28 protein-coding genes and 1 pseudogene are annotated in these 22,238 nt (G+C 48.5%); 28 read left to right on the forward strand and 1 reads right to left on the reverse strand.

Annotated elements, in window-relative coordinates; genetic code table 11:
* The first annotated feature begins 2 nt into the window (after window positions 1-2).
* The 23 genes and pseudogenes from ABUA09_RS07775 to ABUA09_RS07890 all read left to right on the forward strand — a co-directional run bounded on the left by ABUA09_RS07775 (window position 3) and on the right by ABUA09_RS07890 (window position 18,813).
* Window positions 3-956, forward strand: coding sequence for a sce7725 family protein (locus ABUA09_RS07775; protein ID WP_349949253.1), 954 nt, complete (start codon window positions 3-5; stop codon window positions 954-956).
* A gap of 4 nt (window positions 957-960) precedes the next feature.
* Window positions 961-2,037: an RES family NAD+ phosphorylase gene (locus ABUA09_RS07780; RefSeq protein WP_279204970.1), complete on the forward strand. Its 1,077-nt coding sequence runs from the start codon at window positions 961-963 to the stop codon at window positions 2,035-2,037.
* 87 nt (window positions 2,038-2,124) lie between these two features.
* The gene (locus ABUA09_RS07785; RefSeq protein ID WP_279204972.1) at window positions 2,125-2,490 is read left to right on the forward strand and encodes a hypothetical protein; all 366 of its coding nucleotides are present in this window, start codon (window positions 2,125-2,127) and stop codon (window positions 2,488-2,490) included.
* Window positions 2,491-2,703: 213 nt separating this feature from the next.
* A complete protein-coding gene (locus tag ABUA09_RS07790) occupies window positions 2,704-3,627 on the forward strand; it encodes a DUF6017 domain-containing protein (protein ID WP_349949254.1) in 924 nt (307 codons plus the stop codon).
* A gap of 14 nt (window positions 3,628-3,641) precedes the next feature.
* Window positions 3,642-3,854 (forward strand): DUF5348 domain-containing protein, encoded by a 213-nt coding sequence (locus tag ABUA09_RS07795; protein ID WP_349949255.1) that lies wholly within the window; start codon window positions 3,642-3,644, stop codon window positions 3,852-3,854.
* A gap of 41 nt (window positions 3,855-3,895) precedes the next feature.
* Window positions 3,896-4,372, forward strand: a complete 477-nt coding sequence (locus ABUA09_RS07800) for a PcfB family protein (RefSeq protein ID WP_349949256.1) — start codon at window positions 3,896-3,898, stop codon at window positions 4,370-4,372.
* Entirely contained in the window at window positions 4,369-6,156 is a 1,788-nt protein-coding gene (locus tag ABUA09_RS07805; protein WP_349949257.1) for a VirD4-like conjugal transfer protein, CD1115 family, read from the forward strand. Before ABUA09_RS07800 ends, ABUA09_RS07805 begins: the two co-directional genes overlap by 4 nt.
* Entirely contained in the window at window positions 6,149-6,277 is a 129-nt protein-coding gene (locus tag ABUA09_RS07810) for a hypothetical protein (RefSeq protein ID WP_349949258.1), read from the forward strand. Before ABUA09_RS07805 ends, ABUA09_RS07810 begins: the two co-directional genes overlap by 8 nt.
* A gap of 226 nt (window positions 6,278-6,503) precedes the next feature.
* Window positions 6,504-6,632, forward strand: a pseudogene (locus ABUA09_RS07815) (Maff2 family mobile element protein); the annotation flags it as partial.
* Between the two features lie 847 nt (window positions 6,633-7,479).
* Complete coding sequence (tet(W), locus tag ABUA09_RS07825) at window positions 7,480-9,399, forward strand: tetracycline resistance ribosomal protection protein Tet(W) (protein ID WP_349949259.1); 1,920 nt, start codon at window positions 7,480-7,482, stop codon at window positions 9,397-9,399.
* Window positions 9,400-9,449: 50 nt separating this feature from the next.
* Entirely contained in the window at window positions 9,450-10,217 is a 768-nt protein-coding gene (locus tag ABUA09_RS07830; protein WP_349949260.1) for a class I SAM-dependent methyltransferase, read from the forward strand.
* A 204-nt stretch (window positions 10,218-10,421) separates the two neighbouring features.
* A complete protein-coding gene (locus ABUA09_RS07835) occupies window positions 10,422-10,868 on the forward strand; it encodes an RNA polymerase sigma factor (protein WP_002602096.1) in 447 nt (148 codons plus the stop codon).
* Entirely contained in the window at window positions 10,858-11,061 is a 204-nt protein-coding gene (locus tag ABUA09_RS07840; RefSeq protein ID WP_002602095.1) for a helix-turn-helix domain-containing protein, read from the forward strand. The genes ABUA09_RS07835 and ABUA09_RS07840 overlap by 11 nt, the downstream gene beginning before the upstream one ends.
* Window positions 11,062-11,594: 533 nt before the next feature.
* A complete protein-coding gene (locus tag ABUA09_RS07845; protein ID WP_002602094.1) occupies window positions 11,595-11,993 on the forward strand; it encodes a plasmid mobilization protein in 399 nt (132 codons plus the stop codon).
* Window positions 11,965-13,587 (forward strand): relaxase/mobilization nuclease domain-containing protein, encoded by a 1,623-nt coding sequence (locus ABUA09_RS07850; RefSeq protein WP_002602093.1) that lies wholly within the window; start codon window positions 11,965-11,967, stop codon window positions 13,585-13,587. Before ABUA09_RS07845 ends, ABUA09_RS07850 begins: the two co-directional genes overlap by 29 nt.
* 186 nt (window positions 13,588-13,773) lie before the next feature.
* Window positions 13,774-13,965, forward strand: a complete 192-nt coding sequence (locus tag ABUA09_RS07855; protein ID WP_006058351.1) for a hypothetical protein — start codon at window positions 13,774-13,776, stop codon at window positions 13,963-13,965.
* Window positions 13,955-14,713, forward strand: a complete 759-nt coding sequence (locus ABUA09_RS07860; protein WP_002605636.1) for a putative phage replisome organizer — start codon at window positions 13,955-13,957, stop codon at window positions 14,711-14,713. The genes ABUA09_RS07855 and ABUA09_RS07860 overlap by 11 nt, the downstream gene beginning before the upstream one ends.
* A complete protein-coding gene (locus tag ABUA09_RS07865) occupies window positions 14,710-15,567 on the forward strand; it encodes an ATP-binding protein (RefSeq protein ID WP_002605635.1) in 858 nt (285 codons plus the stop codon). The genes ABUA09_RS07860 and ABUA09_RS07865 overlap by 4 nt, the downstream gene beginning before the upstream one ends.
* The gene (locus ABUA09_RS07870) at window positions 15,564-15,746 is read left to right on the forward strand and encodes a transposon-encoded TnpW family protein (RefSeq protein WP_002605634.1); all 183 of its coding nucleotides are present in this window, start codon (window positions 15,564-15,566) and stop codon (window positions 15,744-15,746) included. The genes ABUA09_RS07865 and ABUA09_RS07870 overlap by 4 nt, the downstream gene beginning before the upstream one ends.
* 100 nt (window positions 15,747-15,846) lie before the next feature.
* On the forward strand, window positions 15,847-17,457 hold the full coding sequence (locus ABUA09_RS07875) for a recombinase family protein (protein WP_002605633.1): 1,611 nt from the start codon (window positions 15,847-15,849) through the stop codon (window positions 17,455-17,457).
* Between the two features lie 190 nt (window positions 17,458-17,647).
* A complete protein-coding gene (locus ABUA09_RS07880) occupies window positions 17,648-18,010 on the forward strand; it encodes a helix-turn-helix domain-containing protein (RefSeq protein WP_022742028.1) in 363 nt (120 codons plus the stop codon).
* Complete coding sequence (locus tag ABUA09_RS07885) at window positions 17,970-18,347, forward strand: TnpV protein (protein ID WP_349826275.1); 378 nt, start codon at window positions 17,970-17,972, stop codon at window positions 18,345-18,347. Before ABUA09_RS07880 ends, ABUA09_RS07885 begins: the two co-directional genes overlap by 41 nt.
* Window positions 18,348-18,396: 49 nt before the next feature.
* The gene (locus ABUA09_RS07890; protein WP_016222237.1) at window positions 18,397-18,813 is read left to right on the forward strand and encodes a 2-thiouracil desulfurase family protein; all 417 of its coding nucleotides are present in this window, start codon (window positions 18,397-18,399) and stop codon (window positions 18,811-18,813) included.
* 89 nt (window positions 18,814-18,902) lie between these two features.
* On the opposite strand, the gene ABUA09_RS07895 is transcribed toward ABUA09_RS07890, so the two are convergent.
* Entirely contained in the window at window positions 18,903-19,709 is an 807-nt protein-coding gene (locus tag ABUA09_RS07895; protein WP_349826276.1) for a helix-turn-helix domain-containing protein, read from the reverse strand.
* A 483-nt stretch (window positions 19,710-20,192) separates the two neighbouring features.
* Here ABUA09_RS07895 and ABUA09_RS07900 point away from each other — a divergent pair, with 483 nt between their 5' ends.
* The 5 genes from ABUA09_RS07900 (at window position 20,193) to ABUA09_RS07920 (ending at window position 22,173) form a co-directional block, all read left to right on the forward strand.
* Entirely contained in the window at window positions 20,193-20,381 is a 189-nt protein-coding gene (locus ABUA09_RS07900) for a hypothetical protein (protein ID WP_275241749.1), read from the forward strand.
* On the forward strand, window positions 20,378-20,719 hold the full coding sequence (locus ABUA09_RS07905; protein WP_003020305.1) for a replication initiator protein A: 342 nt from the start codon (window positions 20,378-20,380) through the stop codon (window positions 20,717-20,719). Before ABUA09_RS07900 ends, ABUA09_RS07905 begins: the two co-directional genes overlap by 4 nt.
* Window positions 20,712-21,008: a DUF3847 domain-containing protein gene (locus ABUA09_RS07910; RefSeq protein ID WP_002594808.1), complete on the forward strand. Its 297-nt coding sequence runs from the start codon at window positions 20,712-20,714 to the stop codon at window positions 21,006-21,008. Before ABUA09_RS07905 ends, ABUA09_RS07910 begins: the two co-directional genes overlap by 8 nt.
* Before the next feature lie 294 nt (window positions 21,009-21,302).
* The gene (locus ABUA09_RS07915) at window positions 21,303-21,623 is read left to right on the forward strand and encodes a TfoX/Sxy family protein (RefSeq protein WP_349826471.1); all 321 of its coding nucleotides are present in this window, start codon (window positions 21,303-21,305) and stop codon (window positions 21,621-21,623) included.
* Window positions 21,624-21,654: 31 nt separating this feature from the next.
* Entirely contained in the window at window positions 21,655-22,173 is a 519-nt protein-coding gene (locus tag ABUA09_RS07920) for a signal peptidase II (RefSeq protein WP_016218015.1), read from the forward strand.
* Window positions 22,174-22,238: the final 65 nt, after the last annotated feature.

Here is a 22,238-nt window from a genome sequence, read left to right on the forward strand (position 1 = left end):
CGATGTATTTCCCTTATTTACGAGGTCGGCAATATGAACTTTTGGCATTACGCGAACTCGCTACCAACCATCTGCTCGGAGATTATGTCACCCCCATTGTTGAACCCGTTAAACTATCTCCGACCCTTGTAAATACGATGGCAGACTTCATTAAAGTCAATCACTCGATTGCAATTATTCGCAACCCCGCTGTTGGTACATTTATGTCTGACTGGCAGGACGTTCAAGACGAAACAAAGGAAGCTGTGTATAAACAGCGATTTACAGAGCAATACGAGAATCCAGCTATTATCAAATCCTTAATTATGCAAAGAAATGCAAAATCTTTACTGGCCTTTTGGGACAAAAAAGGTATCAACAAATCGGAGCTTCTTGTTATAAATACAGATCGCGATTATTTGAACTTGTATGAAACTACATTTGGTACGATTGTGCCGCGTTTTGCATTAATGCCAGACGAAAGCGTTTTTAGGCGCAAAATACGTCACCACAAAGTGTTGCTTGATGATAAATTCGAAAAGCAAGAACGAAACGCTGACTATCAGGATGAAGATGATGAATTCTTCTCGGACGATCATCTTTACTATAAAGAAGATGGATTTGTTGGGTTTTCAGATTATTCTGTTGTAGGCAACGAATATCTTGAGGCTGGCTTTGCCCCATATGCAGTAGCAATTCACATCGTATATTTTGCCAAAGACGGTACTCTACGAGTTCGGCACTTTGTTTCTGATTCAAACGAAGATATTACAAATCCTGCGCTGAAATTCTATGAGGCGGTTTCAAAACTTGTTGCATGGTTCAATTCTGATCCACACCCAGTTATACTTACGATGGGGTTAAAGGCATTTTTGCAACATTATGAACAGCAGTCTTATCCAGGCCTTGGAACTGTCAAAAAGCTCTCTCTTATGCACCACCTTGAACTGATGGGCAAATATCTGAGTGAGGTTTAATAGTATGTTCTGTTGTAGTAATTGTTTTACTGATACTGAAATTAAGGCAATTATTTGCGGCAATAAGACCATAGGCAACTGCGATTTTTGCGGAAACCACAACGTTCCAGTTTACGAGATAGGTAAAGATGAAACGATTACAGAACTCTTTGATGGCTTGCTGGATATTTATACACCTGTCTCTAATTTACCATGTGACTTTCCCCGTAGTCAAACAGACTTAATGAAAAATATCTTATTTACTAACTGGAATATTTTTAACTTAAAGGCTGACGCTATATATCGCTTGATTACAAAACTATGCTCTATTAGATATAGAGAGCAACCAGAGCTTTTTGATGGCCCTGTGGGAATTAGACAGAGCCAAGACCGTGAGTACTTAGAGGAAAACTCCATATTGAAAAATAACTGTTGGTCGGATTTTGTAAAAGGCATCAAGAGGGAGAACCGCTTTCATAGCGATTTCGTTAATACGGACAAGCTTTTCACATTTTTGCGTTGCGCTGTAAAACAACATCGCAAAGGCGAAATTTTATTTCGTTCAAGGATATGTCATGATGAGAAAGGGTATCAACGCGAAAAAATGGGAGCACCCCCAAATGATAAAGCAAAAGGAGGGCGTGTCAATCCTGAAGGAATTAGTATACTGTATCTTGCTGATGAAGCAGAAACTACATTGTATGAAATCCGCGCTGGTGTCTATGATTACGTTACAGTGGGGCGTTTCAAACTTCTAAAAGATATTGAGGTTATTAACCTCGCTAACATTGATCAGATTAGTCCATTTATTGGAATAGATTATGGTTTTGATCTCACCCAATATGCAATGAACATTGAACATCTTAAAATGATTGCACAGGAGATTTCGAAACCTTTAAGAAACGATAATGCATTAGATTATCTTCCCACCCAGTATATAAGCGACTATATTCGCAGCAAGGGCTATGATGGAATTGAATATGGAAGCACTATGCGTAAACAAGGATTTAACCTGGCGGTATTTGACCCTACATTGTTCAAGTGTACAAGTACTAAAGTATACGATGTAAAATCAATTTCTTATGATTATAAACCAATTTAACAGATCGGTAGAAATTAGAGGCAAAATAGCGACCATCATTTTGATGGTCGCTATTTTATGCCTATCAAAAGTTAAGGAGGAAATACGATGCAAACAACTTCTAACACTCTCACTGCAAGGGGCATTATACTCCAATCCGGCGAAATCAGCAAGGATAAAATCAACCTTGTTGCCGGAGCTATCACGCAGCCATTCGCAGAAATGGTATGGGTAACGACGGGCGGCGATATGGACACCATCAACCGCCTGACGGACACCCTTGTTACCATGAACACCCCCGCAGATCGCGGCAAGCTGTTCAAGATTATCAAAATGCTGTACGGGCTTATGGGCTTACAGTTTTCCGAGGAAGCCGAGCCTATGGACGCAGACCCCGCCGTTTTGGAATACTTCATTTTTTCCTTTACGGCAGACTTTGGCGAGATCATCAAGGACTATCTTGCGGAAGCCTAATAATCCATTTTCACAGCGGCGTTTCTTCACTCCCACGACAAGGAGAAAAGAGACGCCGCTTTTTTATGTCCTTTGTTACGCAGTAGGGGCATAAAGAGCCTTGCGCCATGCGGCTTTACGGGCGCGGTTTTGGCGGGGCAAGGTGTTTATACCTGACCCCTCAAAATCGCGCTTCTACTGCGTAACAAATCTACCGCAAAGGAGTATCACACTATGGCAGTTTTCCGCGTGGAGCGCAACCGTGGCTACACCGTCATGTCAAACCACCATCTGCGCAATAAAGAGCTGTCCCTAAAGGCAAAGGGGCTGCTGTCACAAATGCTTTCGCTTCCCGAAGATTGGGACTATACCCTTGCTGGCCTGTCCCTTATCAACAAGGAGAAGATCGACGCTATCCGCGAAGCGGTGCGGGAATTGGAACGCGCCGGGTATATCGTGCGGTCAAGGGAGCGTGACGCGAAAGGCCGCTTGCGCGGCGCGGAGTATGTGATCTACGAACAGCCGCAGCCGCCTACATCGGATTTACCTACGTTGGAAAATCCAACATTGGATAATCCAACGCAGGAAAAGCCTACGTTGGAAAAACCTACGCAGGAAAATCCAACGCAATTAAATAAAGATATATCAAGAACTGACTTACCAAAAAAAGACCAATCAAGTACGGATTTATCAAGTACCGATTCCATTCCTATCCTTTCCCCTGACCCCTCACCTTTGGGGCGTATGGCGGCAGGGCCGCCGGAACGGAAGCGAAAGGAAGCGGCAACACAGAGCGCGGTTGAGATTTACCGGGAGACCATCATGGAGAACATCAGCTATGACATTCTCGTGACCGACAGCCAGGTTGACCGGGACAGGCTGGACGAACTTGTGGACATTATGCTGGAAACCGTCTGCACCGCGAGGACGACGGTACGGATTGCCGGGGACGACTACCCCGCCGAACTGGTAAAGTCAAAGTTTATGAAGCTGGACAGCGAACATATCCGCTTTGTGCTTGACTGTATGCGGGAGAACACAACGAAAATCCGCAACATGAAGCAATACCTACGGACGGTGCTTTTTAATGCTCCGTCCACCATCAACAACTACTACACTTCCCTTGTCGCCCACGATATGGCGACGGGGCAAATCTGAAAGGAGCGCACAGCATGAAACAGGGAGCCTTGATTTTCGACGAGCGGACAGACCGCTACGACATTCGCTTTGGCCTTGGGGACTATTACGGCGGGCTGCATTGCGGCGACACGCTGGAAGTGTTCACAGGCCGCAAGTGGAAACCCACCCGCATTGAGTACGGCGCAAACTGGTATCTCGTGGGAATCCGCGCCGAGGATTTGAGCGGCTTGCGGGTGCGTACCTGACCGCCGCCCCATAGACCACAGCGAAAGGAGGGACACAACCCATGCAGGACGAAATCAACGAAAAAACCGTTGCCCTGTATATCAAAACCGGGAAGCTCACCGCCGAAATGCTACAAAAGGCCATGAAAGCCCTGTTAGCCAAGGGCAAGCAGCAGATCGGCAAGCAGCCCCACGGAAAACAGACCTTGCGCCAGCTTATGAAGCAGAACACAGGCGTTTCCAACATCGAGATCACCGACGGCAATATCAAAGCCTTTGAGAGTACGGCGAAGAAGTACGGCATTGATTATGCGCTGAAAAAGGACACGACAGAGCAGCCGCCCCGTTACCTTGTGTTTTTCAAGGGGCGGGACGCTGACGTGCTGACCGCCGCTTTCAAGGAGTTTTCCGCAAAGAAGCTGACGCAGGAGCAAAAGCCGTCTATTCGCAAGGCGTTGGCGGCGTTCCGGGACAAGGCGAAGCAGCTTAACGCCAGCCGCCAAAAGGTGAAGAACAAGGAGCAGGAGGTATCGCTATGAAGCCGGAAATCAAGAAGCTGCTTATCCTAAACGCCCCCTATCTTCTCTTTGTCTACCTCTTTGACAAGCTGGGCGAAGCGGTGCGCCTTGCCCCCGGCGCGGACGCAAGCCAAAAGCTGCTGCACATGGGCGAGGGCTTCACCGCCGCCTTTTCCAGCTACGCGCCCAGCTTCCACCCGGTAGACCTCTTGATTGGCCTTGCGGGTGCGCTCATTATCCGGCTTGCCGTCTACATCAAAGGCAAAAACGCGAAGAAGTACCGCAAGGGCATTGAGTACGGTTCCGCAAGATGGGGGACGGCAGAGGACATAAAGCCGTACATAGACCCCGTATTTGAGAACAATATCCCCCTGACGCAGACGGAACGGCTTACCATGAACAGCCGCCCCAAGCAGCCGAAGTACGCGAGGAATAAAAATATCCTTGTAATCGGCGGTTCCGGCAGCGGCAAGACCCGTTTTTTCGTCAAGCCGTCGCTTATGCAAATGCACAGCAGCTATGTTGTCACAGACCCGAAAGGCATCGTCTTAGTCGAGTGTGGGAAGCTCTTGCAGCGGGGCGGGTACAAAATCAAGGTGCTAAACACCATCAATTTCCGCAAGAGCATGAAGTACAACCCCTTTGCCTATATCCGCAGCGAAAAGGACATTTTGAAGCTGGTAAATACCATCATTGCCAACACCAAGGGCGACGGGGAGAAATCCGGGGAGGATTTTTGGGTGAAGTCAGAACGGCTTTTTTACTGCGCCCTGATCGGCTACATCTGGTACGAAGCCCCGGAGGACGAAAAGAACTTTACCACGCTGCTTGAAATGATAAATGCGTCGGAAGCCCGCGAGGACGACCCGGAGTTTCAAAGCCCCGTTGACCTCATGTTTGAACGGCTGGAAGAAAAAGACCCAGAGCATTTTGCCGTCCGGCAGTATAAAAAGTTTCTGCTTTCCGCTGGCAAAACCCGAAGCTCTATCCTTATTTCCTGCGGTGCGCGGCTTGCCCCCTTTGACATTCGGGAGCTGCGCGAACTGATGGAGAGCGACGAAATGGAGCTGGACACGCTGGGCGACAGGAAAACGGCCCTGTTCGTTATCATTTCCGATACGGACGACACCTTTAACTTTGTCGTTTCTATCCTCTACACCCAGCTTTTCAATCTCCTGTGCGACAAGGCCGATGATGTGTACGGCGGGCGGCTTCCCGTTCATGTGCGCTGCCTGTTAGACGAGTTTGCGAACATCGGGCAGATACCGAAGTTTGAAAAGCTCATTGCCACCATACGAAGCCGGGAAATCTCCGCGTCTATTATCCTGCAAAGCCAGTCGCAGCTAAAGGCCATTTACAAGGACAACGCCGATACCATAGTCGGCAACTGCGACACCACCCTTTTCTTGGGCGGCAAGGAGAAATCCACGCTAAAAGAAATCTCGGAAATACTCGGCAAGGAAACGATTGACAGCTTCAACACGTCCGAAACGCGGGGGCGGGAGCTGTCCCACGGGCTGAACTACCAAAAGCTCGGCAAGGAGCTTATGACGCAGGACGAAATTGCCGTCATGGACGGCGGCAAGTGCATTTTACAGGTGCGCGGGGTGCGCCCGTTCTTCTCGGATAAGTTTGATATAACGAAGCACCCGCAATATAAGCACCTGTCCGACGCAGACCCGAAAAACGCCTTTGACATGGAGAAGCACCTAAGACGCCGCCCCGCCATCGTCAAGCCTGATGAAGTCTTTGACTACTACGAGATCGACGCGGAGGAATTACAGGAGGACGGGGACAGTGAATAAGAAAATCATTCCTTTTCCCGCCCGTAAGCCCATGACGGCCAGGGAGCGGCGGGAGCAGAAGCGGCAAGCCGAAATCCGGCAGTTTATCGCCGCCTGTGAAAGGCTCTATGAACGGCAGTAGGCGCAGCGCGGCTAAACCCGTCTGCGCCTTTTCCATATCCAGCAGATTTTAAGGAGGTGGTAAGACAATCCGAAACGTAAACACTGGCCACATGATACGCGCCCCCACCGGGCGCAGTTTTCCATACCCACGCAGCCGCCGGAAGAATACGGCGGCTTTTTTGGCGGCAAGACCGCCCTTTGCCCTCTTGGGGCAGCCGCATAGAGCGGCAGGAAAGGAGCTTTTTATGGCATTTTTCAATTCTGCGGTTGGTGTTCTTCAGACCCTCGTTATCGCGCTGGGCGCGGGCCTCGGCATTTGGGGCGTTATCAATCTGCTTGAGGGCTACGGCAACGACAACCCCGGCGCAAATGCTCATGTACGGTAAGGAAGCAAGCAACCGAAAACAAGAGATAGACCGCCAGCACTACACTATTCCGAACCAAAGACCAAAAGATAAGCATTGTGGGAAAATCTAAACTTTTGGATTTTCCTACAATGCCGACTACGGCGGAATCCTTCCCACTCCTTATATCTTTATTTCCGTATACATTGAATTTGTATTTAGTAAATGCTATAATGTCCCTATTCAAATTATAAATGTGTTGAATTAGTTACATGTACATATTTTTTGTGCCGCATAAATACCCTGTTGAGGTTGTCGTTCTTTGTCCAGATGTGGAAACAATAAAAGGAAGGGAACGATACAGGGAGAAAACAGGCTATTCCGGCTTTACGGTTGAAACCTTATACGATACATTTATGCAGACAACACCACGGATCGGCTTTTGGCTGGACAATTCCAACCAAACACCACAGCAGACAGCAGAAACCATTCTGAACGCCAGAAAGTCGGTATGATTGTTACATATAAGGGGAAGAAAAATTTCTTTTAGGTACTTGCTTTCCTAAAACTAATGTGATATAATAGCATCATTCCAAAAAAGGAGTAAAAAATATGCGGCAAGGTATTCTTAAATAAAACTATAATCAAATAGTGGGAACAAAGGATTATGATAGTCCCTTTTGTGGGGGCTTGGTTTTTTGTACCCAATTTAAGAATACTTTTGCCTTATCAATTTTGACATATCCGAAAAACAGCAATCACAAACAGGTGTATGCTGTATATGTGTATGTCCGCAAATTATAATCCCCAGTGGTAAAAGTATTTTACTGCTGGGGATTTTTATGCCCTTTTGGGGCTGTAAAAGGAGGACAATCACATGAAAATAATCAATATTGGAATTCTCGCCCATGTAGACGCAGGAAAAACAACATTGACGGAAAGCCTGCTGTACACCAGTGGAGCGATTGCGGAACAAGGAAACGTGGATAAAGGAACTACAAGAACAGACACTATGATTTTGGAACGGCAGCGCGGAATTACCATTCAGACAGCGGTTACTTCTTTTTGCTGGAATGATTATAAAATCAATATCGTGGACACTCCCGGCCACATGGATTTTTTGGCGGAGGTGTACCGCTCTTTGGCTGTTTTAGATGGGGCCATCTTGGTGATCTCCGCTAAAGATGGCGTGCAGGCCCAGACCCGTATTCTGTTCCATGCCCTGCGGAAAATGAACATTCCCACCGTTATCTTTATCAACAAGATCGACCAGGCTGGCGTTGATTTGCAGAGCGTGGTTCAGTCTGTTCGGGATAAGCTCTCCGCCGATATTATCATCAAGCAGACGGTGTCGCTGTCCCCGGAAATAGTCCTGGAGGAAAATACCGACATAGAAGCATGGGATGCGGTCATCGAAAATAACGATAAATTATTGGAAAAGTATATCGCAGGAGAACCAATCAGCCGGGAAAAACTTGTGCGGGAGGAACAGCGGCGGGTTCAAGACGCCTCCCTGTTCCCGGTCTATTATGGCAGCGCCAAAAAGGGCCTTGGCATTCAACCGTTGATGGATGCGGTGACAGGGCTGTTCCAACCGATTGGGGAACAGGGGAGCGCCGCCCTATGCGGCAGCGTTTTCAAGGTGGAGTATACAGATTGCGGCCAGCGGCGTGTCTATCTACGGCTATACAGCGGAACGCTGCGCCTGCGGGATACGGTGGCCCTGGCCGGGAGAGAAAAGCTGAAAATCACAGAGATGCGTATTCCATCCAAAGGGGAAATTGTTCGGACAGACACCGCTTATCCGGGTGAAATTGTTATCCTTCCCAGCGACAGCGTGAGGTTAAACGATGTATTAGGGGACCCAACCCGGCTCCCTCGTAAAAGGTGGCGCGAGGACCCCCTCCCCATGCTGCGGACGACGATTGCGCCGAAAACGGCAGCGCAAAGAGAACGGCTGCTGGACGCTCTTACGCAACTTGCGGATACTGACCCGCTTTTGCGTTGCGAAGTGGATTCCATCACCCATGAGATCATTCTTTCTTTTTTGGGCCGGGTGCAGTTGGAGGTTGTTTCCGCTTTGCTGTCGGAAAAATACAAGCTTGAAACAGTGGTAAAGGAACCCTCCGTCATTTATATGGAGCGGCCGCTCAAAGCAGCCAGCCACACCATCCATATCGAGGTGCCGCCCAACCCGTTTTGGGCATCCATAGGACTGTCTGTTACACCACTCTCGCTTGGCTCCGGTGTACAATACGAGAGCCGGGTTTCGCTGGGATACTTGAACCAGAGTTTTCAAAACGCTGTCAGGGATGGTATCCGTTACGGGCTGGAGCAGGGCTTGTTCGGCTGGAACGTAACGGACTGTAAGATTTGCTTTGAATACGGGCTTTATTACAGTCCGGTCAGCACGCCGGCGGACTTCCGCTCATTGGCCCCGATTGTATTGGAACAGGCATTGAAGGAATCGGGGACGCAGCTGCTGGAACCTTATCTCTCCTTCATCCTCTATGCGCCCCAGGAATACCTTTCCAGGGCTTATCATGATGCACCGAAATACTGTGCCACCATCGAAACGGCCCAGGTAAAAAAGGATGAAGTTGTCTTTACTGGCGAGATTCCCGCCCGCTGTATACAGGCATACCGTACTGATCTGGCCTTTTACACCAACGGGCGGAGCGTATGCCTTACAGAGCTGAAAGGATATCAGGCCGCTGTCGGTCAGCCGGTCATCCAGCCCCGCCGTCCAAACAGCCGCCTGGACAAGGTGCGCCATATGTTTCAGAAGGTAATGTAAAGATACATAATCGTCAAGACGGCAACAATCAGAAGTTATGGAGGGTAACAATGGAATATAGTAAGGAAGATTTAATGGAAGCAAAAAAGCAAATTTGGGGAGTGGGAGAGAACATGGGAACAGAGGAAAGTAAAAAAATCTGGGAGGAGAACGCACAATTTTGGGATAATGCAATGGGTGACGAATCTAATGAATTTCACAGAGAGGTAGTGCGTCCCAAAGTAACGGAACTTCTATCTCCTAATCCTGCGGATTACATTTTGGATATTGCGTGTGGCAATGGAAATTATTCTTCGTATCTTGCACAAAGAGGTGCTTCGGTTGTCGCTTTTGATTACAGCAAAAAAATGATAGAATTGGCTAAAAGACGGCAATCACAATATGCAAAACAAATTGAATTTTGTGTGGCGGATGCGACCAATAGAGAAAGCTTATTAGGATTAAAAAGAAATCGAGCCTTTACGAAAGCAGTTTCTAATATGGCAATTATGGATATTACGGATATTGAACCGCTTTTTATGGCTGTTTATGAACTATTGGAGGAAAACGGGATTTTTGTCTTTGCAACGCAGCACCCTTGTTTTATCACATTGACTGAAAAATATATGACACCGCACAGTTACTATGATATAGCGATCGAAGGGCAGCCGGAGGAGCAGATTTATTATCATCGTTCCATACAAGATATTTTTAACCTTTGTTTCAGAGCTGGATTTGTCATTGATGGATTTTATGAAGAATGTTTCAAAAACAATAAAGAAATTCCTATGGTAATGATAGTAAGGCTTAAAAAGGTAAAACGTGATAGCTTAAAATAAATTCAAGTTTGCCGGATAAATAGCAAACCCGGCCGAGCCAGTCAACGGTCAAGATGAACGGGCTTCGCCCGCCGTTGACAGCCCCGCCCGGTTTTGCAGTTAGGCAGTCAAGGAGCGACAGCCTAAAGTGCTGCCGCCCCTTACTATCATAAAAAGCAACTACTAACCAGCCACAGCCCTTTTGGGAGGAAAGGGGGATTTTCCATGACCTGTACAGAAGAATATCGGGAACATATCGAGTACACTTTCCATGCCTTTTGCAAAGTCGTTATCCGAAATGCAACGATCAACGCAGCGAGGACACGGAGCAGGAAGCACAAAAGAGAAATATCCCTTGAATACCTCACAGACGAAAAGCACTACCCTTTAGGCACGACAGATGAATATTTCCAAGCCCCGGAGCCGGACGAGGAATACATACTTACCCTTTGCGGCGATACGGTCATTTTCAGCAGCGGTTTACTTGCGGAAGCCCTGTCACGGCTGGACGAACGGGAGCGGGAAATGATTTACCTGTCCTTTTTCAAGCGTATTCCACAGCACGAAATTGGCAGACAGTACGGGCGCAGCCGCAGCACAGCGGGCTACCATATCCGAAAAGCCCTACGGCAGCTCCAAGCGGAAATGGAGGGAATGGCATATGAGAAATAATAGGCTTCTCCCCTATGAAACAATCGTCCAAGCCGCCAGCGGGGAGCCGGAAGCGGTGGGAACTGTATTGCAGTATTACCGCCGCCGCATACAATGTGCCGCCCGTGTGAATGGACGGGTAGACCAAGATACAGAGGACTACATCACCCAGACGCTTCTCACAGCTATTTTCAAGTTCCGCTTTGGGAGATAGCCCTACCGCCTACAACTGAATAACCGCCGCTTCGCCGGCAACCAGAAAGCAGTAAATCTATTCAACAGATTTGCTGCTTTTTTTCGTTCCTGTTTGGCATTTTTGAAAATCCCCAGTATGAAAAAACAAAAGGGAAAATAGCCGCCGCAGTTGGCAAAATCCCTTACTTATCCGTAGAGGGTATCAAAGAAAAAAATACTGCCATTGTCCGCCTATTCCGGCTTGCGTGGTGTTGTAGGGAATAGAGGGGAAATTCTAAAAATCTCCGTCCATTTTGCTTTGCGTGGTGTTGTAGGTAGTGAAAGGAAAATTTTCAAGATAAGCCGGAATAGCGGGTAGCAAAGCCCTTTTGAAACGTTTTGTTAGCGGAAAGGACGGGAGCCGGGGAACGCCGGAGTTTTTCAGAGCAAGATTCTACCGAGGTGCCAAAATTCGCTCTCCGCTTATTTTTGCCCCTGCGGGAATCTTGTTGGGGAGTGCCTTCCCCAAACCCTGCTATGCGCCCTGTCGGGCGAGAAAGGAGGTCACAGACCATGCGAAAGAAATACAATACGCCCCACCGCCGTCATGTGGTAAAGACCCGCATGACCGATGAAGAATACGCCGACTTCACCGGGCGGCTGGCGGCTTATGAAATCAGCCAGTCCGAGTTTATCCGGCAAGCCATACGGAAAGCGACCATACGCCCCATTGTCACCGTTTCCCCGGTCAATGACGGGCTGCTTGCCGCCCTCTCCAAGCTCACGGCAGAGTACGGGAAAATCGGCGGCAACTTAAACCAGATTGCCCGGAGCCTGAACGAATACGGAAGCCCCTACCGGGGGCTGGAAAAGGAAGTGCGGGGAGCCGCCGCCGACCTTGCCGCCTTGAAGTTTGAAGTCTTGCAGAAAGTAGGTGAAGCCGTTGGCGATACTCAAACATATCAGCTCTAAAAATGCCAACTACGGGGACGCTGAAAAATACCTCACATTCGAGCATGACGAGTTTACCATGAAGCCCACCCTTGACGCAGACGGGCGGCTCATACCGAGGGTAGACTACCGCATATCCTCTCTGAATTGTGGCGGGGAGGATTTTGCCGTTGCCTGTATGCGCTCCAATCTCCGCTACGGCAAGAACCAGAAACGGGAGGACGTAAAGAGCCACCACTACATCATCAGCTTTGACCCACGGGACGGCCCGGACAACGGCTTGACCGTTGATCGGGCGCAGGAGCTGGGCGAGAAGTTCTGCGCCGAGCATTTCCCCGGACACCAGGCCCTTGTCTGCACCCACCCGGACGGACACAGCCACACCGAAAATATCCATGTGCATATCGTCATTAACAGTCTGCGGATTGCGGAGGTTCCCATGCTGCCCCACATGGACAGGCCAGCGGACAGGAAAGCAGGCTGCAAGCACCGCTGTACGGACGCAGCTATGAACTATCTGAAAGCCGAAGTCATGGAGATGTGCCACAGCGAGGGGCTTTACCAGATAGACCTTTTGAACGGCAGCAAAGAACGCATTACCGAGCGTGAGTATTGGGCGCAGAAGAAAGGACAGGCTGCCCTTGACAGAGCCAACGCCCCTATTGCTGCGGACGGTATCGCGCCCCGGCAGACCAAGTTTGAAACGGATAAGGCGAAGCTGCGCCGGACTATCCGGGAAGCCCTTGCCGCTGCTTCCGGCTTTGATGAGTTTGCCGCCCTGCTTCTCCGGCATGGTGTGACCGTCAAGGAGAGCCGGGGGCGGCTAAGTTACCTCACGCCGGACAGGACGAAGCCAATTACCGCCCGGAAGCTGGGGGACGATTTTGACCGGGCTGCTGTCCTCTCCGTTTTGGAGCAGAACGCCGCCAGAGCCGCCGAAAAACCCGCAGCCATAGCGGAATACCCCGGCAGTATCAAAGACCGCTTACGGACGAAAAAAGAAGCGAAAAACGCCCCGAACAATGACGCTGTACAGCGCATGGTAGACATAGCCGCCAAGCGAGCCGAGGGGAAAGGACGGGGCTATGAGAAGTGGGCGACCATGCACAACCTCAAACAGATGTCGGCTACCCTCATGCTCTACCAGCAGTATGGCTTTTCTTCCCCGGACGAGCTGGACGCTGCCATTTCCGCAGCCAACACCGCCACGCAGGAGAGCCTTGCCGGACTGAAAGGGCTGGAAGCCGCTATCCGGGAGAAAAAGGAATTGCAGCGCAACCTTTTGGGCTATATCGGCACGAAGCCCGCCCGTGACGGTCTGAAAGCGCAGAAATCGGAGAAAGCCCGGAGAGCCTACCGGGAACAGCACGAAAGCGATTTTATCATAGCGGACACAGCCGCCCGTTATTTCCGGGAGCATGGAATAACCAAGCTGCCAGCCAGCAAAGCCCTGCAAAGGGAGATTGAGCAGCTTACCGTCCAGAAGAACGCCGGATATAACGACTACCGGGAGAAACGCCAGCGGGCGCAGGAGCTTCAGACAGTCAGACGCAATATCGACCAGATTTTAAGGGGCGCACCGAGCCAGCAGAAAAAGCGTGAACAGGAGCGTTAAAGACCGCCCCGAAATGATACCGAAACCCTACAAAAATACAGGTATGATATGAACCCTTACCGCAATACTCCCCGACTTCCAAACGGGGCTTACAGGGCAGAAAAAGCCCGAAAATGATACCGAGAACATACAGAAAATGCCCCCTATCCCGCTACACCGATAGGAACGGCAGAAAGGAGCTTACCATTGCCGAGAATGAGCAAGAAGCGGCGGCTGGAATGGTCTTTCTTCCTCAACCACCGCAACCGTATCACTTACAACGACCTATGCCGGGGCTGCACCCGTGACTGCAAACAGAGCTTCCGGGCGGTTATCATACTATGCCCTCGCTATTATTCCAAACGCTGGAAAAAGGAGGACGCAGCCTATGGCAGATAACCGCAAATATTACTACCTCAAGCTGAAAGAGAGCTATTTTGACGATGATGCAATCGTTCTGCTGGAAAGTATGCAGGACGGCGTTATCTATTCCAACATTCTCTTGAAGCTGTACTTGAAATCGCTGAAAAACGGCGGGAAATTGCAGCTTGACGAGAATATCCCCTACACCGCCCAGATGATTGCGACCATTACCCGCCAGCAGGTAGGTACCGTAGAGAGAGCTTTGAAAATCTTTATGAAGCTGGGGCTTGTGGAGCCTTTGCCAAGCGGCGCACTCTACATGAGCAACATTGAGCTTTTAATCGGCCAGTCCTCTACCGAGGGGGAGCGCAAGCGCAGGGCGCGGCTGGCTTTGCAGGAACAAAAAGCCCTGCCGCAGACAGGGGCGGACAAATGTCCACCATATCGAGCGGACATTTGTCCACCAGAGATAGAGATAGAGAAAGAGATAGATATAGAAATAGAAAAAGAGAGAGAGTTAGAAACGGGACACCCCGCCCCCGCCGCCTATGGCAGATACCACAATGTCATTCTTTCCGATACGGAGCTTGACGGGCTGAAAACAGAGCTTCCCGGCAAGTGGGAGTATTACATTGACCGCCTATCCTGCCATATCGCTTCCAGCGGGAGGAAATACAAGAGCCATGCAGCCACGATTTTCAAGTGGGCGCAGGAGGACGCAGCCAAGAAAGCCCCGAAAAAGGGCATACCCGATTATACCTGTAAGGAGGGCGAGAGCTTATGACGAATGGATTTGATGAAATGATTTTGAATATGACCGACACCACGCCGGAGCCGGAGGACTACACCGGCGAGGACGGGCTTTTATACTGCGGGAAGTGCCACAAGCCCAAAGAGGGCTATTTCCCCAAAGAAACCGCCGCATGGCTGGGGCGTGACCGCCACCCGGCAGAATGTGACTGCCAGCGGGCAGAGCGTGAGGAACGGGAAGCCGCAGAGAAACAGCGCAGTCACCTTGAAACTGTCGAGCGGTTGAAGCGGCGGGGCTTTACAGACCCGGCTATGCAGGGCTGGACGTTTGAGAACGACAACGGCAAGTGCCCGCAAATGGAACACGCCCATTTCTATGTGGAGAACTGGGAAACCATGAAAGAGCGCAACATTGGCTATCTGCTATGGGGCGGCGTTGGCACAGGCAAGAGCTATTTTGCGGGCTGTATCGCAAATGCCCTTATGGAGCGTGAAATCCCCGTGTGCATGACAAACTTTGCATTGATATTGGGTGACCTTGCCGCCAGCTTTGAGGGCAGGAATGAATATATCTCCCGACTTTGCAGCTTCCCGCTGCTTATCCTTGACGATTTTGGAATGGAACGGGGAACGGAATACGGCTTAGAGCAGGTCTACAACGTGATTGACAGCCGTTACCGCAGCGGCAGGCCGCTGATCGTCACGACTAATCTCACGCTGGAGGACTTGCAGCACCCGGAGGACACCGCCCACGCCCGCATTTATGACCGTCTGATTGAAATGTGTTCTCCTGTCCGCTTTACCGGGAGCAACTTCCGAAAAGCCACGGCGCAGGAGAAAATGGGACAACTGAAAAAGCTGATGAACAGAAAGGAGAGCCGCCTATGACCAACACCCCAAAGAATGACCGCAGCACCCGCCGCCCGGATTGCGTGACGGAAATCCGCATAGGTAATTCTGTCCTTGTCGTTTCCGGCTATTTCAAGCAGGACACCACCGCCACCGCCGCCGATAAAATGCTGAAAGTGCTGGAAGCGGAAGCTGCTACACAAAAATCGGCAATTTGACGGGACGTAAAGAAGCAGAAAGGACTGTACAGCCAGCCCCGGCGTGTGGTATGATAGTCATACGGAATAGTGGGGCTGGCTGTCGGAAATGGAGGACACTATGTTAAGACAGACCACCCGAAACCTTATTACCGCCCTTTATCCGAGATTATCCCACGAGGACGAGCTGCAAGGTGAGAGCAATTCTATTTCAAACCAGAAGCGTATTCTTGAAACCTATGCGAAGCAGAACGGCTTTTCCAATCTGCAATGGTACACAGATGACGGTTATTCTGGGGCGAACTTCCAAAGACCCGGTTTTCAAGCCATGCTTGCGGACATTGAAGCCGGAAAAGTCGGCACCGTTATCGTCAAGGATATGTCACGGTTAGGGCGAAACTATCTGCAAGTGGGAATGTATACGGAAATGATTTTCCCACAGAAAGGCGTCCGCTTTATCGCTATCAATGACGGAGTGGACAGCGCACAGGGCGACAATGATTTTGCCCCTCTGCGGAACATTTTTAACGAATGGCTGGTGAGAGATACGAGCAAGAAAATCAAAGCAGTAAAACGGTCTAAGGGTATGAGCGGGAAGCCCGTCACGAGCAAACCCGTATACGGCTACTTTATGGACGAGGACGAAAATTTTATCATTGACGGGGAAGCCGCCCCTGTTGTGCGGCAGATTTACAGCTTGTGCCTTGCCGGGAACGGGCCGACCAAGATAGCCCGTATGCTCACAGAGCAGGAGATCCCCACGCCGGGAACGCTGGAATACCGTCGGACGGGAAGCACCCGCCGCTACCACCCCGGCTATGAGTGCAAGTGGGCGACCAATACCGTGGTACATATCCTTGAAAACAGGGAGTACACGGGCTGTCTGGTAAACTTCAAGACGGAGAAGCCGTCCTACAAGACCAAGCACAGCGTAGAGAACCCCATTGAGAAACAGGCGATTTTCGAGAACCACCATGAGCCTATCATTGACACCCAGATGTGGGAGCGTGTGCAGGAGTTACGCAAGCAGCGCAAACGCCCGAACCGCTATGATGAAGTGGGCTTATTCTCCGGCATACTCTTTTGTGCCGACTGCGGCAGCGTCCTTTACCAGCAGCGTTACCAGAACGCCACCCGCAAGCAGGATTGTTATATCTGCGGGAGCTACAAGAAGCGTACCCGTGACTGTACGGCGCACTTTATCCGCACCGACCTGTTGACCGCCGGAGTGACCGACAATCTGCGGAAAGTCACCAGCTATGCAGCGAAGCACGAAGCCCGGTTTATGAAGCTGCTGATCGAGCAGAACGAGGACGGGGGCAAGCGCAGGAACGCCGCAAGGAAAAAGGAGCTGGAAGCCGCCGAGAAGCGTATCAGCGAGTTATCCGCTATCTTCAAGCGGCTGTATGAGGACAGCGTGACCGGGCGCATTTCAGACGAGCGTTTCACGGAGCTGTCGGCAGACTATGAAGCCGAGCAGAAAGAACTGAAAGAGAGAGCCGCCGCTATCCGGGCAGAGCTTTCCAAAGCGCAGGAAGCCACGGTAAACGCAGAAAAGTTTATGAATGTTGTCCGCAAGTACACCAGCTTTGAAGAACTTACCCCTACCCTTTTGCGTGAGTTTGTGGAGAAAATCGTTGTGCATGAGTGCAGCTATGACGAGAACGGCACACGCAGACAGGACATTGATATTTATTACTCTTTCGTTGGCAAGGTAGACCTGCCCGAATGACCGCCCGACCTATCCGGCGCAATGCGCAAACGCCGGATAGGAACGGCAAAATTTTTTACACTTCTACTACTTCTTTATCACACATCAGCAAAAAGCCAGGGCATGAAGCAGTTCATGGCTAATTAAAGGGAACAAAAAGAAAGGAAAAACCAATCCAGACGGTATCAGCGGCAGGATACAAGAATAAATTGTGATTTCACAAGATTGGTGCTATAATAAGAGAAAAGTTCCTGCCGGGGCAGCCGCCCCGGTGGTATGGATAGAAAGGCAGGAAAACAATATGCACATCAGCTATAAACCACTCTGGCACACACTGTTAGAGCGTGATATGAGAAAAGAGGATTTAAGGCTTGCCGCTGGTATGACAACAAATATGATTGCCAACATGAGCAAAGAGGGAAAGCACATCAGCATGGATACATTAGCCCGTATCTGCGAAACGCTGAATTGTGAGATTACCGATGTGATTGAGTTAGTACCAGACGAGCCTGCTTCCACAGGAGGTAAGGAACATGAGCGAATTGAAACCAAGAATAACGGAAAACGGAATTGATTATATCCTTGTCGGAGATTATTACATCCCGGACTTGAAACTGCCGGAGGAACACCGCCCTATCGGAAAGTATGGACGGATGCACCGGGAATATTTAAGAGAAGTCCACCCAGCCAGATTGAACACATTGACCTTGACCGAGGAGTTATGGACATACCTTGCAGACCTGAACGAACAGGCACAGGAACGGTTAGACACTATCATGGAGCAAATGAAAGCTGCCGAGGGCGTGACCGAGGAATTAAAGTGCACTTCTCAAATGGAATGGGTGCAGCGTTGCAATAGCATTCACAACCGGGCGGAAGAAATTGTTTTGCATGAGATGATTTATTCATAACGGTGTGGTAGAATGATTATGTAAATGAATTTAATTTGGGGTGATAAATATGAAGGTATTAGTTAGTGCCTGTATTATGGGAACAAACTGTAAATATAACGGAAAAAACAATAAAAATTTAGCAGTTATCAATTTCTTAAAGGATAAAGAAGTTATTTCTATTTGCCCAGAAGTATTAGCTGGCATGAAAATTCCTAGACCTTGTGCAGAAATTGTGAATGGGATTGTAGTAGATGAAAATGGAAATGATGTTAATTCTGAATATAATAAAGCAGTGTCAATGGCATTATCAAAAATTCAAAATGAAGATATTGATTTGGTTATATTACAATCCAGAAGTCCTACTTGTGGTGTAAATCAAATATACGATGGTAGCTTTACTGGAAAACTAATTTCTGGAATGGGATTTTTTGCGAAGGCATTAAAGCAAAGAGGATATAATGTTATTGATGTTGAAGAAGTTTAAGTTTGTCACTTTGAAATTTTAATTGAATAACCACAGCACAAACCGCTGCTACATGGGAGCCAACAAGCCATGCAACAGCGGTTTTTTCTTTACCGTTTTTTCCTCTGGCTGATAGGCGTTCCCATTTTCTTTGATTTTTTGAGAATCCGAATCAGCCAGCGAAATTCTTCGTCTGACAGATTTTTATAGTTGATACCGAGCTGCTTGCAGTAAAGGACAACGAGCTTTTCATCCCGACTGCCCTTGAAATTTTCGACCGCTTCCAGATTTTCTTTCAGTTCATCGGCAACGGTGGTCTGGGGCGCACTCTCACTGTCCTTTTTGTGAGATTCCCGAATATCCCGGATAATGAGATTGAGGTCATCCAGAACCATGTGGCTGAAATATTCGTCATCGCTGATATGGGCGGCTTGCAGCACTTTCAAATGCGGGTCATCTTCGCCGGGGCGATACCGTTCAATGATTTCATGCCGGACAGTGTCGACAAGGGCGTTTAGGTTTTGAATCTGCATGGTGGCAATCCCATCCACATAAATCTCAATGTCTGCAAGAAACTTGATAAAATCTTTATGTGTGGCAAGCTCACAGAGCAGGCGGTTGTTAATCCGACCGCTTTTCAAAAGTGCCACCATCTCATCATTCAAATGCAGCTCTGTTAGTGGCGTGTTGATCTGCTCTCGGTTCTCTGTCCGGCACAGCAGATAATCAACGGAAACCCCATAGAAGTCTGCCAGCGTGACAAGATAGCCATGATTGATTTCCTTAACATTCTCTTTTTCATAACTTCCAAGAGCTGATTTAGAAATGTCCGTCAGCTTTGATAGTTCTTCCAGATTTAAGCCTTTATCCTTGCGGAGTTCCCAAAGGCGTTCCTGTATGCTTGTTGCTCCTTTCATGGGCGCACGCTCCTTTACAACGGTTTCATTGCTGTCGCTTAACTGGATTATATCACACTTTCCGCAATCGTGGAAATTTCCGCTTTTTATCCTTAATTCCTACTTTGTGGACATACGGCACAGGGCACAAAAATGTTCTATGATACAGGTAGTTCATCGATGGATTATTCCAATCGAATGACCAGCCTGTGTGGGATATGCTTCCCCGGCGATGTAGCGCCATGACTTTTGGCAGGGATGTGGAGAAACCCTGACCGAAACGAGCGTACCAACGGGAGCAATACGCCGCTGTGAGATTCAGGGGAGGAACGACACCGGGGAGAACTGGCGAACTGACACCGAAATGATACCGAAACACGACAATCTGATAGGGGGACAGTCTACCCTATCGCTGATACTTCGGGAGATTTTAAGCGGCTCTATGGCTGTAATTTTGCCGAAAATCGCCCCGAAACCATACACTAAAACGGGAGGAAACACAATATGCCGAGAATGAGCAAAAAGAGGAAGCATGAGCTTTCCTTTTACCTCAATGACCGGGGGCGTGTCACTTACAACGAATTGTGCCGGAAATGCCAGCATGGGTGCAAGCAGAGCTTCCGGGCGGTTGTGGTTGACTGCCCCCGTTACTTATCCAAACGAGCAAAGAAAAAGGAGAAACACACCGAATGAATTTTGAATTTATGACGATAGACACACCATTGCCGCCCTGTATGCCCTTTCCCAGAGCGTTGACAGGATTTCCAGTCAGCAGCACCGCAAAGGTCATGTACTGCCGGATGCTGGACGCTATGTTATCCAAAGGGCAGGAGGACGAGAACGGAATCCTGTTTGTCTGCTTCCCTGTCACAGCCATTGCCGCAGTCCTGTCCCGCAGTCCCATGACGGTCAAGCGTTCTCTGAATGAACTGGAAACTGCCGGACTTATCATGCGGGTGCGTCAGGGCGTTGGAGAACCAAACAGGATTTATGTGCTGATACCGGGAAAGGAGGACGCTGCCCTTGCCTGATACCTCAAAGCTGGAAAAGCTAAACCGGGAGCTGGAGAAAAGCGAAAAGAAACTGCGGAAAGCCATCAATGATGAAAAGGCATTGCAGCACCAGTTAAAGCAGCTTACCCGAAAGGAACGGACGCACCGGCTCTGTACTCGTGGCGGTATGCTGGAAAGTTTTCTGCAAGAGCCGGAACGCCTGACAGATGATGATGTCATGCTGTTGTTGAAACTCATTTTTCACAGGCAGGACACGCAGGAACTATTGAAAAAACTGCTGGAACGGGAGAAGCCGGAAACCCCTTAGTTTACTAAGGGCGCAATTATACACCACCCAGAGGTTGGTGCATTGCGTTCTCCGAAGGCTCCTCGCCGGAGGGCTGTGATTTTCCGCAGTCAAGGTCTGCTCCAAATCAAACAGGGGACGCTACGCTTCCCCTGCGCTGGCTACCGCCAGCTACCCTTTTGTGGACTTGCCATCTGGGGACACCTTGCAATGCAAGCTGTTCCCAGCCGACAAGTTTCATAAAATATGCTATCTTTTCGATAAGCAATAAAGTATAATGAAGTCAGTAATAAATTTAGAAATTGAGGTAAAGTTATGGCATCCAGCAAAGAATATTTAGAATTTATTTTAGGTCAGTTATCTGGCTTGAATGAAATTACCTATCGAGCTATGATGGGCGAATTTGTCATTTATTATCGTGGTAAGATTGTAGGCGGTATCTATGATGATAGATTACTTGTTAAACCAGTAAAATCAGCAATAAGTTATATGCCAACGGTTTCGTATGAGTTACCTTACGAGGGAGCAAAAGAAATGTTGTTGGTAGATGAAGTTGAAAATAAAGAGTTTTTGACAGGATTGTTTAATGCTATGTATGAGGAATTGCCTACCCCTAAATCGAAAAAGAAGAAATAATAAAATAATAATTTGAGAGGAAGTGTTACTGATGGAAAAGTTTAAGCCGTTTATTATACCTGTGGCATTATTGGTTTTAATTGACCAGACGGTTAAAATAGTAATTTCAAAAGTATTTATGAAATGCGAATTTGATATAATAGCCAAAGTTTTAAGATTTAATCCAGAACTAAATACTCGTTTATCTTATGCTGGAAATTTCTTCGAATTATTATCAAGTCCGTTTGTTACCATTTTATTGAATGTGTTTGTTTTGTTCCTCTTTTTTTCAGGATATATGCTATATCAGGCAAAAAGAGCACATATAAGTTTTTGGGTAAAAATAATAATGATTTGTGGCATATCGGGATGTTTATGTAGCTTGATTGATAAGCTGTTTTGGGGTGGAAGTTTAGATTTTTTGCAGATACCTACCCTTTTTATTTTTGATTTGAAAGACTGCTATCTTACAGTTGCAGAAGTTATATTTGTTGCTATTGGAATTTTGAATAGCAAAGAAATATCGGTTAAAGAGTATTTACATTTTTGTTGTAACAAATTTAGCTTGTAAACTTCTGGTTTATTATTTCTTATACATCGGGTCAACTTGCCCCGAACTTTTACAACTAAATACCC

The sequence above is a fragment of the Intestinimonas sp. RTP31139st1_F5_RTP31139_211217 genome (assembly GCF_040226735.1).
GTDB classification, from domain to species: Bacteria; Bacillota; Clostridia; order Oscillospirales; family Oscillospiraceae; genus Intestinimonas; species Intestinimonas butyriciproducens.